The sequence below is a fragment of the Mucilaginibacter mali genome, assembly GCF_013283875.1.
Classification (GTDB): domain Bacteria; phylum Bacteroidota; class Bacteroidia; order Sphingobacteriales; family Sphingobacteriaceae; genus Mucilaginibacter; species Mucilaginibacter mali.
Window position 1 is genome coordinate 4,826,294 of the sequence record NZ_CP054139.1, and the last position, 12,797, is coordinate 4,839,090.

10 protein-coding genes are annotated in these 12,797 nt (G+C 47.5%); 7 read left to right on the plus strand and 3 right to left on the minus strand.

Features of this window, described 5'->3' with window-relative positions:
• The first annotated feature begins 116 nt into the window (after window positions 1-116).
• Both HQ865_RS20350 and hemH read left to right on the plus strand, forming a co-directional pair.
• On the plus strand, window positions 117-734 hold the full coding sequence (locus tag HQ865_RS20350) for a SprT-like domain-containing protein (RefSeq protein ID WP_237073503.1): 618 nt from the start codon (window positions 117-119) through the stop codon (window positions 732-734).
• A 490-nt stretch (window positions 735-1,224) separates the two neighbouring features.
• The gene (gene hemH / locus HQ865_RS20355; RefSeq protein WP_173416669.1) at window positions 1,225-2,241 is read left to right on the plus strand and encodes a ferrochelatase; all 1,017 of its coding nucleotides are present in this window, start codon (window positions 1,225-1,227) and stop codon (window positions 2,239-2,241) included.
• A gap of 121 nt (window positions 2,242-2,362) precedes the next feature.
• Here the strand turns inward: hemH and HQ865_RS20360 are convergent, their stop codons facing one another.
• Window positions 2,363-3,862, minus strand: a complete 1,500-nt coding sequence (locus tag HQ865_RS20360; RefSeq protein WP_173416670.1) for a YfcC family protein — start codon at window positions 3,860-3,862, stop codon at window positions 2,363-2,365.
• 250 nt (window positions 3,863-4,112) lie between these two features.
• On the opposite strand from HQ865_RS20360, the gene HQ865_RS20365 reads away from it, so the two are divergent.
• A complete protein-coding gene (locus tag HQ865_RS20365) occupies window positions 4,113-5,906 on the plus strand; it encodes a M61 family metallopeptidase (RefSeq protein ID WP_237073504.1) in 1,794 nt (597 codons plus the stop codon).
• Window positions 5,907-6,384: 478 nt separating this feature from the next.
• On the opposite strand, the gene HQ865_RS20370 is transcribed toward HQ865_RS20365, so the two are convergent.
• Both HQ865_RS20370 and HQ865_RS20375 read right to left on the minus strand, forming a co-directional pair.
• Window positions 6,385-7,119 carry a 3-keto-disaccharide hydrolase gene (locus tag HQ865_RS20370; RefSeq protein WP_237073505.1) on the minus strand — a complete coding sequence of 245 codons (735 nt, stop codon included), beginning with the start codon at window positions 7,117-7,119 and terminating at the stop codon, window positions 6,385-6,387.
• A gap of 81 nt (window positions 7,120-7,200) precedes the next feature.
• Window positions 7,201-7,572 (minus strand): iron chaperone, encoded by a 372-nt coding sequence (locus HQ865_RS20375; protein ID WP_173416671.1) that lies wholly within the window; start codon window positions 7,570-7,572, stop codon window positions 7,201-7,203.
• A 268-nt stretch (window positions 7,573-7,840) separates the two neighbouring features.
• On the opposite strand from HQ865_RS20375, the gene HQ865_RS20380 reads away from it, so the two are divergent.
• The 4 genes from HQ865_RS20380 to HQ865_RS20395 are packed head-to-tail and all read left to right on the plus strand — an operon-like array spanning window position 7,841 to window position 12,787.
• Window positions 7,841-11,368, plus strand: a complete 3,528-nt coding sequence (locus HQ865_RS20380; protein WP_173416672.1) for a DUF4175 family protein — start codon at window positions 7,841-7,843, stop codon at window positions 11,366-11,368.
• A 1-nt stretch (window position 11,369) separates the two neighbouring features.
• Entirely contained in the window at window positions 11,370-11,792 is a 423-nt protein-coding gene (locus HQ865_RS20385; RefSeq protein WP_173416673.1) for an ATP-binding protein, read from the plus strand.
• Window positions 11,793-12,218, plus strand: coding sequence for an rRNA maturation RNase YbeY (ybeY, locus tag HQ865_RS20390; RefSeq protein WP_173416674.1), 426 nt, complete (start codon window positions 11,793-11,795; stop codon window positions 12,216-12,218).
• A gap of 56 nt (window positions 12,219-12,274) precedes the next feature.
• Complete coding sequence (locus HQ865_RS20395) at window positions 12,275-12,787, plus strand: glutathione peroxidase (RefSeq protein ID WP_173416675.1); 513 nt, start codon at window positions 12,275-12,277, stop codon at window positions 12,785-12,787.
• Window positions 12,788-12,797 lie beyond the last annotated feature (10 nt).

Sequence of the window (12,797 nt, forward strand, 5' to 3'; positions counted from 1 at the left end):
CTCGCAATTGACGATCTGATCTTCATCCCCACATTTGCATATACCCCCGCCTGCATACTATATTTGCATCCAAAGCCCTGGGAGGGGCTAAGCTTTACAGAAGCTGAAACCACAAATTGGATAAAGTAAAAGTTTTAGAACGTTACATGCCGCCCGAAGCGGCACCCCTTATTGGCCGCTGGATAGACCACTTTAAATGCGAGTTTAAAATATCGCGCAACCGCGGCACCAAATTTGGCGATTACCGTCCACCTTTCGACGGCAAAGGCCACCGTATCTCTGTTAATTACGATCTGAATGCCTACGCCTTTTTGGTAACAACGGTACACGAGTTCGCGCACCTGTACACCTGGAACCAGCACCAGCACAAGGTACGCCCTCATGGCGCCGAGTGGAAGGAGAATTTCAAGAAAATGATGCAGCCCTTTTTCGAGAAGAATGTTTTCCCGAATGATGTACAGCAGGCCATCACCAAATACCTTAATAACCCGGCAGCCTCCAGTTGCTCTGACCTTAACCTGTACCGCTCGCTGCGCCGGTATGATCCGCCTAAAGAATCGGCTACGACGGTAGAGAAGCTACCCGTAAATACCTTGTTTAAATTAAAGGATGGCCGCGTTTTCCGCAAGGGCGAAAAGTTACGCAAACGGTTTAAATGCGTAGAGGTGAATACACGGCGGGTGTATTTGTTTAGCCCGGTGGCAGAGGTGGAGTTGGTGGAGGCGGCTAGTTGATCTCATAAATAATCCCGTCCTGTTGAGTAATATAATCCCGGCGGCCTCTAATGGTTTTTATGACATGCCGATGAAAGCCCCCTCTAAATCTCCCCCAAAGGGGGAGACTTAGGCTGCACAAGCGTAAAATTCTTAAAGTCCTCCCCTTTGGGGAGGATTTAGGTGGGGCTTAAAAGCTTAACTTAATGACATTGCCCGTAGTGATGGCAATAGGTTAAGCTTAAAATTTGGCTCCGCAGGAGCAACCTGTTTATCTGCCTAATGATGGGCTATTACCCCCCAAAGGGGGAGACTTTGGAACCCTCTCCTCTGGAGAGGGCAGGGTGAGGCTTCAGCGGAAAAACATACATGTCATTCTGAGCATAGCTCAGAATGACGGGATTGGGGTGGCGGCGTTGCGATAGGCATTATTGTCAGCTATCTGTCTGAATAACACCTTGCACCAAACACCCGCCCACAGCACCACAGATTTTTATTACTTTTGCAGCCAATGGGCAAAAAGGGAGTTTTACTGGTAAATTTAGGCACGCCCGATAGCGCTGCCACGCCGGATGTACGCAAATATCTGAACGAGTTTTTAATGGATGGCCGGGTGATCGATATCAGCCCCGTAAGCCGCGCCATATTGGTGCGGGGGATCATTGTCCCATTCCGGGCGCCAAAATCGGCTAAGTTGTACCGCGAGATCTGGTCGGATGAGACCGGCTCTCCCCTGCTGCATTACAGCCTGATGCAACAACGCTTGCTGCAACAGCGTTTAGGCGATGAGTATATGGTGGAGTTGGCGATGCGCTACCAAAGCCCATCGATAGAGAGTGCTCTTGAACGTTTGAAAAACGCGCTGGTGAGCGAGATCAAAGTGATCGCCCTATTCCCTCAATACGCTTCGGCCAGTACCGGTTCAGTGTATGAAAAGGTGATGAAGCTGGTAAGCCAGTGGCTTACTATTCCCAATATATCCTTCACTAACTCATTTCACGATAACGCGCTGATGATAGAGGCCTTTGCCCAAAACGCGCAAAAGCATCAGCCCCAAACTTACGATCATATCCTGTTCAGCTTTCATGGCCTGCCGCAAAGGCAAATGGTAAAAAGCGACCATACGCATAACCATTGCTTAAAATCGGCCAATTGCTGCCAGACCCTGACTGATGCGAACAAGTTCTGCTACTCGGCGCAGTCATATGATACGGCGCGACTCATCGCCGCTAAAATGGGCATCGGCAAAGATCAATATACGGTATGCTTTCAATCGCGCCTGGGTAACGACCCATGGGTGCAGCCTTATACCAGCCAGGTAATTGCCGATATGGCCGCGCAGGGTAAAAAGCGCCTGCTGGTATTTTGCCCCGCCTTTGTAGCCGACTGCCTTGAAACGGTTTACGAAGTATCGGTTGAGTACCACGAGGAATTTAAAGCCAAAGGCGGCGAACATGTGCAACTGGTAGAAAGCCTGAACGATAACCCACTGTTTATAGACGCTTTGGAAGAGATGGTAAAAGGCTAAGCTTTTATTGTTACACACCTAAAAAAGGTTAACACAATGTAACATAATTCAAGGCTTTATTTTATTTAATCAATTGATTTACAATTGATTAAATGTTTTTATCGCCTGTTTTATGTTACATTCAGTTATACATGATACCTATCACTAAAAAAGCGCAACATATCACACTGATAATCAACAACAAAGGCCAGATAAACCGCAGCCAGGTTTTATAACTTACGTTCACCAGCGCCAGCGATGGCAGAATCAGGCCCGTAGGTGTTATAAAGCTCATAATGCCCATCCCAAAAAGGTAAGCGTTCACAATTTCGCGCCCGGGCACGCCTACCACAACCGCTAATGAGCCGAAGATAGGCATCGTCAAAACGGCCATGCCTGATGAGGAACTGATGAACAGCGTAAACACGGTATACAGCAAAAACAAGATCACAATAAACAGCATGGGCGGCATATGCCCCACCAGTCCGGCCGAATAAAACAGGATGCTGTCGCTGATGCGGCCGTCGTTCAGGATCAACGCCACACCACGGGCTACGCCAATGATAAAGGCTACCGATAACAGCGAACGTGCGCCATCAATAAACTGGTCGACAAACTTACCCTCGCCCAGCCGGATGATGATGGCTACCAGGATCGCCGATACCAAAAACAGGGCCGACATTTCGGGCAGCCACCATTCTTTAAACACCACACCGTATATCATCACCACAAAGGTGATGAGGAACAGGATGAGCAAGCCGCCATTTTTACGCCCAAGCGGCTCAGGCTCGCCGGCATGTACATTAGCATAAGGCGAAACCATCGCGCCCTCCAGTTTATAAATGAGCGACGCGGTTGGGTCGCGCTGCACTTTTTGAGCGTAGCGCACAATGTACCAGATATATACGATGGTGATCACCGCGAAAACCGCGATACGCTCGTACAAGCCATCGGCCCAGTTAATCCCCGCCGCGTTCGACGCGATGATGGTGGCGAATGGGTTGGAGAACGACGCGATATTACCCAATCCCGCCCCGCCAAAAATAACCGCCAGCGGCACCAGCAGATCGTACCCCGCAGCCATAAACAGCGGTACCATTACGGGATAAAACACCATGCATTCCTCGGCCATGCCAAAGCTGGCCCCGCCGGCCGAGAATAGAAAAGTCATGATGATAATGAGCCAGGCCTCGCGCCCTTTCATGCGGTAACTGAGGTTGCGGATGCCCTTTTCCATGGCACCGGTTTGCTGAAACACGTTCATAAATCCGCCGATGAAAAGCACAAACAGAATAATGTCGATGGTATCGTACAAACCCTTAATGGGCGATTCGATAATATTAACGCCTCCTTGCCCGTTACTTTTCAGGCGATGATAGCTACCCGGGATGGCCACCGGCTTGCGGATATCGCCATTCTTAAACTTGGCCAGCGGGATCTTGATCTGCAGGCTGTCCAGCGTATGCTGGGTAAAAGGCAAGCTTTTATCGCCGTTCGCGGTGCTCATGCTGAAGCCGTTTGGGGCTATATAGCTTAACTTATTGTACTCGCCGGCGGGCAACAGCCAGGTAGCGGCGGCAGCTATCAGTATAACGATAACCAGGATGGTAATGGGCGAGGGGAGTTTTTTGAGCTTGGCCATAAGTGAAAGTACAAATTATTGCGAAGATTTAACCACAGAGGCATTATCGGCAATTTAACCACAAAGTTCACAAAGAAATAGCAAACTCATTAGCACAAAGAACACAGCGGCTTTTCAAATTAAATCATAGGTAACAAAGGCTTTGTGCCCTTTGCGTAAACCTTTGTGAACTTTGTGGTTAAATTGCCACGCCGTGTTTGGTTAATTCCCACCATACCCAAATAATCCTCCTTTTTCCTAAATTGCCCCCATGAAAAAATATTTGTTATTTATAACCACCTGTTTAACTATACTATTCATGAGCCATACCAGTAATGCCGCCGATAATTTGCAGATCAGCTATACCCTTTCATTCCCCGAGGCGCAGGCCCATTATGTGGAGGTAGAGATGGATATCAGCGGCATCCACCAGCCGTTTATCGATTTAAAGATGCCGGTTTGGACGCCCGGATCGTACCTGGTGAGGGAGTACGCCAAAAACGTGGAGTCGCTGACGGCATGGAACGGCAGCACCCCGGTATCGGCCCGCAAGATCAATAAAAACACCTGGCATGTAATGCCTGCCGGCGCGTCAAGCGTTAAGGTAAAGTACCGTGTTTATTGCTTCGAGATCTCGGTGCGCACCAGCTTTGTGAATGTGGCGCACGGTTTTATATCAAGCGCGGGTACGTTTTTATACCCTGCGGGGATGCTGACCAACTCATCAACCATCCATATCAAGCCTTACAAAGGCTGGGATAAGGTATCTACCAGTTTAGATATGGTGGGTAGCGATCCGTTCACCGTGCACGCGCCCAATTATGATATCCTGTACGATTCGCCTATTGAAGTGGGCAACCAGGATGTATTTGGGTTTGATGCTGCGGGTGTGAAGTATGAGGTAGCCATGTGCCTTGGCGGTAACTACGATAAGGAGCGCCTTAAAAAAGACCTGAAGAAACTGGTAGAAAAAGAGACCGAGATATTTGGTGAGAATCCTAACAAACGCTACGTTTTTATTGTACACAACTATGCCAAAGGCGGCGGCGGGTTAGAGCATTTAAGCTCGACCGTATTGGGCGCCACGCGCGATGCCTACGCTACCGAAGCCGGCTATCAACGCTTTTTGGGACTGGCCGCGCACGAGCACTTTCACCTGTGGAACGTAAAACGCCTGCGCCCGATAGCCTTAGGTCCGTTTAATTACGATGAAGAAAACTATACCACCGACCTTTGGATTGCCGAAGGCTTTACCAATTACTTTGATAATTTGGTGATCCATCGCCTTGGTTTGTACAGCACCGAAAACTACCTGGCTACCCTTTGCGGCGATATCAACCTGATAGAAAATTCGCCGGGCAACAAGATACAACCGCTTTACGAAGCCAGCTACGATGCCTGGATAAAGTATTATCGCCCAACCGAGAACAGCGCCAACATGAGCGTATCGTACTACAGCAAAGGATCGGTGGCGGCCATGATGCTCGACCTGGAAATTATACAGGATAGCAAGTGCAAATACTCGCTTGATGATGTAATGAAGTATATGTATACCGAGTATTACAAAGTTAAAAAGCGCGGCTATACCGACGATGAATTTAAGCAGGGATTAGAGAAATTTGCCGGTAAAAACCTGGACGAGTTTTATAAAAAATATATCTACGGCCTGGATGCTGTTGATTATAAAAAATACCTGGGCTACGCCGGGCTTGAACTGGTTGATGACCGGGCCGGTTTAAATGAACCGTCGCTGGGCATTACGCTGGTTGCCAATATCAACAAGCCTGTGGTAGCAACCGTGCTGCGCGATGGCGCCGCCTGGGTTGACGGCCTGAATGTAAACGATGAGATCAACGCTATTGACGGACAGCCGTTTGACCCGGCTACATCGCTGATCGGTAAAAAGGTGGGCGATAAAATTAACCTCACCATTACCCGTGATGGCCTGCCCATGAATTTGCGTATCACCCTGCTGAAAAATACGCAGGTAAAATATCGCATTGTTAGCATCGCCAAACCATCGGCCGAACAGATTGCCGTACACGGAAAGTGGCTAAAGCAGTAACAATGGTTAAATAATTTTCTTTTAAGATATAGATAAGCAGTACATCTTATTCATTTTCAGTAAAAAAAAAGAAAGTTCATTAAACTTTCATAAAAATATATTAGTTTGGCTGCTTATTATAACGGGTCGGTATCCTTACCGGCCTAATTGTGATAAGGTTTAGGTTGAAAGTCCCTGGCGGCGAGCGCTCAGGGGCTTTTATTTTTTATACCTTTTTGCAAAATTTTAGAAGACCATTACATTTTCCAGCGGAGGGATTGTGCGATCCCCTTCCATAGCTACCGTTTACCACATCTTTTTTATTAAAAGCAGTTTGTCATTTCGAACCATTGGAGGAAAGGCAATAGCGGGGCAATGGTGAGAAATCTTATACGTGCAGCCGTTCGCACGTACAAGATTTCTCCTCACACAACCGCACCATCCTTCCCATAGTTCGTCGAAATGACAAACGGTAAAGATGTGGGTACACGGTAGCCCTTCAGGGGGCCAGGGAGCTTTTTATCATAAAGTCCTTATATTCTATCTTCATGGGCGGGCCAACGTGTACCTGTACGCCTATCAGGCCATCCATTTTGCGGTTAGCGGCATCATTGTCGGTTACTTCGCTCATTAGTTTGCCGTTAAGGTAATGCTTCAGGCTGTTGCCTTTGGCTACAATGCGCAACTCGTTCCAACCATCGTAGTTGATGCTTTTTAGCAATTCTTCTTTGGTGCCGAGCGAATCGGTTACACGTTGCTTCCCATTCTCTATCACTGTCCGTTGGCCTCGTAATGCCAAAAACTGCCGGCCACGCTCTTCATAGTTCTGGCCGGAATAACGGGGATAGCCCAGGTTGTATTTGTCTTTTCCATCAATATCGGCCTGGTAGCCTTTCAGGGCATAAGGAAGGCTATCAACCCGTACGCTGCGGTAGTTAATACCACTGTTCCCTTTAGCCGATATGCGATAACTTACCTTTAGTTCAAAATCGGCGGGCTGGCCGCCCTTCCATATCAGGAAGGTATTTACCTTTAAAATAGTCTCGGGAGTTACCTCGCCAATGATCTCCCCATTTTCGGCACGCCAGTATTTGGGGTCGCCCTCCCAGCCGTTCAGGGTTTTACCATCAAACATCGGTTTAAAGCCATTGTCTTTTTGCTGGGCGATGGTTAAGCCGGGTAACAACAGCAATATAGCTGCAATTAGCATCTTGAAAGTCTTGGTCTTTATCATAAAGGCAATATTGGATGCCTAAAGATGGCGACATTTTATTTCACAGCAGTCATGTACTGTAGGGTTGTTGCTTGCTGTGCTCTACTTCTTCTTTTCCGCCAATTTCTGCGCAATCTCCGCAACTTTAAACTGCACCATACGGCTTATCAACGCTCCGGGCAGGGGCTGGGTTAAAGGAAACTGCACCGACCCCTTGGCATTTTTATACACCGATATCTCCTTTTGAAAAGCCGCGATGCCCGATGAGCCCGGGTAAAAGCCGATATGCCTTTCGTAACCTGCAAACCAAACCAGCATTTTGCCATGCAGCTTAAAAGCAGGCATGCTATAGCTGATCACCTCTGTTGCGCCCGGCGCGGCTTGCGGGATGATCTGCCGCATTTGCTGCAACAATTCCTGCGTATGTTGGGGAAAGGTGCGGATATAATCGTTGTGGTCGATCGGTTTGGCCATGGTGTTTGGTTTTGATGTTTTGAAGATAGGGAAGAAATGGGTGAGGTGCAAGTATATCGTAAACGTTGCCTACGGCCGGAGGCCGGGAAATAGTTGCCACCCGGCTGGAGCCGGGCGGCGGCGACAATCTTCTCCGTTATCGCAACCATTCATTCCAAAAACTGGAATTCGTAACATCTTAGTTAACAAACAATTATTAACACCGCTTCAACAATTATTCCTTTCAAATTTCCGTTTAAGTACATATCTTGCTATATTAGTATCAGGTATGAACCAACAAAGCAATTACGACCTGTTGATCGGTAAGATCAACCTGTTTATCCGCAAGTATTATTTCAATAATCTGCTGCGGGGTTTAATCTTTTTGGGTGCCGGTTTATTCTCGGCCTTTGTGGTGATCACAGTGAGCGAATACTTTGGTAATTTCAACACCACAGCCCGTACCGCGCTGTTTTATGCCTTTATTTTACTTAACCTGGGGCTGTTGTTCTGGCTGGTGGTGCCATCGCTTTTGGCTTGGCTAAAGTTAGGCAAAACCATTACGCACGACGAAGCCGCCGGCATCATCGGTCGGCATTTTAGCGATGTGAGCGATAAATTGCTAAATACCCTGCAACTAAAAAAACTGGCCGACCAGGATGCCCGCCACAGCCAACTGATCGAGGCCAGCATCGACCAAAAAATAGCAGACCTGAAGCCGGTGAGTTTCCCATCGGCTGTTAACCTGCGCGAAAATAACCGTTACCTTAAATACCTCATCTTCCCGGCCGGGGTGATCTGTATTTTGGCCTTCGCCGCGCCGAGTATCCTTACCGAAAGTACCAAACGCCTCATCAACCATAATAAATATTACACTCCGCTGGCCCCGTTCCAGTTTGTAGTGCTTAATAAAAGCCTCAACGCCGTACAGGGCGAAGATGTGAACCTCGAACTGAAAATGACCGGCAGCAAGCTGCCCGCCGACGTTTATGTAGAAGTGAACGGCAATACCTTTAAACTGGACAAGGAAAACCTGGCCCGTTTCCACTACCTGTTCAGCAATTTGCAGCAAAGCACCAGCTTCCGCTTATCGGCCAATGGTTTTTATTCCGATCCATACCAGATCAAGGTAAACCTGAAACCATCGCTGCTTAACTTTGATGTTGAACTGAGTTACCCGGCATACCTTCATAAAAAAGATGAAAGCGTGCTAAATGCCGGCGATCTGACCATCCCGGCCGGTACTACCGTAAAATGGAAGCTGCATACCCAAAATGCCGACAGGGTGCTGTTCGCGCTGGATAATAAACCGCTTACTATCAGCAATAGCGAAAAAGGCATGTTTGAGCATACCGAGCATATCCGCGCCAACGCAGTATACTCGTTAAAGCCCGAAAGCAATACCGTGGTACGGGGCGATTCGGCCAGTTACCGTATTAATGTAATTGCCGATGAACTACCGGCCATTACCGCTATAGAAAAGGCTGATTCTATCAGTTCGAAAGCCATTTATTTTAACGGCCGCATCCAGGACGATCATGGTTTCAGCTCACTTACCTTCCATTACAAAAGCGGCAAGCCGGGGACAAATATCGATGAGAAAACCATCAGCAAAACGGTTAAGGCTGACCTGAGCGGAACCCAGGCCGATTTCTTTTATTTCTGGGACATGAAGGATTTAGTGGTAAAACCTGGCGACGAGCTGACCTACTATTTCGAGGTAACGGACAACGATGCCGTATCCGGCCCGAAAAAAGCCCGCACGCCCGAGCGCACCATGAAGATGCCTACCGAAAAGGAACTGGCCGATCAGTTAGAGGCCGGCAGCCGTTCGGTTAAAGAGAAGATGGCATCGGCAGTTAAAATTGCCGGTCAGTTAGAGAAAGACGCGCAAAAGCTCAACCAAACACTGCTGAATAAAAATACCCTCAGCTTTGATGAGAAGAAGCAGATAGAAGACCTGCTGCAAAAGAAAAAGGACCTGAACGACCTGATCAAAGACATCCAGGCCGAAAACAAGCGCAACCAAACCATGCGCCAGGAAAACCAGCAGCAAAGCCAGGACCTGACCGATAAGCAGAAGCAAATGGACGATCTGTTGAAAAACGTGCTCGACCCGCAGATGCAGGAAATGCTGGATAAGTTGCAGCAAATGATGGAGATGGAACGCAAGGAACCTGCCCGCGATGCCGTTAACAAAATGCAGAACGAGAACCGCAACACCAAAAAGGAACTGGCGCGCTTGCAGGCCCTGATGAAGAAGATGGAGTTTGATCAAAAGCTGAACCAAACCGTTAACCAACTGAATAAGCTGGCTGAAAAGCAGGAACAATTAGCTGATAAAACCCAGCAGGCAGACAAGCAGAATCCGCAGGATAAGCAAAACGCCGACAAGCAAAATCAGGATAAACAAAATGCTGATAAGCAGAACGGCGACAAGCAGAATCAGGATAAACAGAACGCCGACAAGCAAAATCAGCAGAATGCTGACAAACAGAATCAAGATAAACAAAACGGCGATAAGCAGGATCAGGCCGATAAAGAGCAGCTGCAAAAGGAACAGGAAAAGCTAAATAAAGAGTTTGAAGAGATCCAAAAAGCGATGGAAGACCTGAAAAAACAGGACGATCAGCAGGAGGAAAAAGAGAACTTTGATAAGCAGCAGAACGAGCAACAGAGTGTGAAGCAGGACATGCAGGACAGCAAGGAGCAGCTGCAAAAAGACAACAAATCCAAAGCATCAAAATCGCAAAAGCAGGCCGCGCAAAAAATGAAGAAGATGGCGCAAAAAATGCAGCAGGACAGCGAGCAAAGCGAACAGGAACAAAACGCTGTAGATGAGCAGCAACTGCGCGAATTGCTGAAAAACCTGATCAACAGCTCGTTCGACCAGGAGAAGGTAATGCAAACCCTGCGCGTAACCAGCGGTAATGATCCAAACTATGTTTCCCTGGCCCAAAAGCAAAAGGATATTAAGGATAACCTGAAAACCGCCGAAGATAGCCTGTATGCGATCAGCAAGCGTGTGCCGCAGATCCAATCGACCGTGAACACCGAGATAGCCAGTATTAACGACCATATTGATAAAACGCTGGAATACCTTGGCGACCGCCGTACATCTGAAGCTAACCGCGAGCAGCAGTATACCATGACCAGCATGAACAACCTGGCCCTGATGCTGAGCGACGCGAAGGATCAGCTGCAAAATTCGATGAAAAACTCGAAAAGCGGTAAGGGTAAGGGTAAAAAGCAGTCGCAGCAAAGCATGCAGCAAATGGCTAAAATGCAGCAGCAGCTAAATCAAAACATGCAGCAAATGCGCGATCAGATGCAGCAGCAACAGCAGCAGGGCAACAACCCTAATCAATCGCAAAGCCAGCACCAAAGTATGAGCGAACAGTTTGCCCGTATGGCCCGCGCCCAGCAGGAGATACGCCAGCAACTGGAAAAAATGGACCGTGAGCAGAACAAGGATGCCCGTAATGGTTTGGGCGATCTGCAAAAAATCACCAAACAAATGGAACAAACTGAGAACGATCTCGTAAACAGGAAAATAACGGACGAGTCGTTAAAACGTCAGCAGCAGATACAGGTGAAGCTACTGGAAGCCGAAAAGGCCGAACAGCAGCGCGAGGAAGACAATAAACGCGATAGCCACGCCGGAAAAGACATCCCGCCGGGATATATCAAGGCACTGCAAAGCTATCAGCAGGCTAAGGCAAAACAAACCGAGCAAATAAAAACCGTACCTGCGGCATTAAATTTGTATTACAAGCAAAAAATTAAAACGTACTTTGATCAGATCAACGCAAAATAGTATGCAAGAGTCAAATTTCCCCACTACCGAGCTTTTTACGCTGCAGTTAGCCTCGCGGTCCGAAAGCATTGCGCAGCTGGAGGTTTTGATAGAAGAAATAGCCGATAAATACCAGGTGAGCGAAGATACCTTTGCCAATATGATGACCTGCCTTTGCGAGGCGGTTAACAATGCCATTATGCACGGTAATAAGCAAGACCCGGATAAAAAAGTGATCGTAAACGCCGAAGTTGACAATCGCCGCATTATATGGACGGTTGCTGATGAAGGCGAAGGTTTTAACCCCGACCAAATCCCTGACCCTACCGCGCCCGAAAATTTAGAAAGCCTTTCCGGACGTGGTGTATTTATTATTAAACAGTTGGCCGACCAATGTATTTTTAACGACAGGGGCAACGAGATAGAACTTCATTTTAAAATATAAATGCCCGCCATCTGCTTTTTTGAAGAGGATATAAAATATACGCTGAAAAACAAGACCGCCGTTCGCCAGTGGATAAAGGAGACTATTGTGGCCGAGGGCTTTAAGCTAAGCGAACTAAATTATATTTTTTGCAGCGACACCTACCTGCTGCGCATCAACCAGGAATACCTGGATCATGATACTTATACCGATATTATTACGTTTGATAATTCGGAGACAGAGAAGACCATCGTAAGCGATATTTTTATCTCGGTAGAGCGCATCCGCGAGAACGCCCAAAAGTTTAACGTACCCGAAGCTACCGAGATGCACCGGGTAATGATACACGGGGCTTTGCATTTGTTGGGGTATAAGGATAAGGGTGCTGCGAGTAAAAAGTTAATGACAGAGATGGAAGATAAGTATTTGGCAAAAATAAGTTTCTAACTTGCACCACCTTTTAAGGCATTGCTACGTATTCATTTAAAACCATTTAACAAATCATGAAAATACTTGTAGTTTTTTTAGCGCTGCTGTTCGCCGGCGCGCCAAGCTCGGTTTACGATTTTAAACTGAAAAACATCGACGGTAAAAATTTCGATCTGAAGAAGTACAAAGGCAAAAAATTGCTGATCGTTAACGTAGCCTCTAAATGCGGTTACACCCCCCAATACACCGATCTGCAAAAACTGGCCGATACTTACAAAGACAAACTGGTGGTTATCGGTTTCCCTGCCAACAATTTTGGCGGCCAGGAGCCAGGCACCGCCGAAGAAATTAAAACCTTTTGCAGCGGCAAATACAACGTTACCTTCCCGCTTAACGAAAAAGTAAGCGTTAAAGGCGACGACATTGCCCCGCTATTCAAATACCTGACAGAGGCTGAAAATCCAGACTTTACCGGCGAGATCAAATGGAACTTCGAAAAATTCCTGATCGACGAGAACGGCAAGCTGATCCACCGCTTCCGCTCAAAGGTAACCCCAATGTCTGAAGAGATCACTAAATACCTGTAAGCTGGTATTA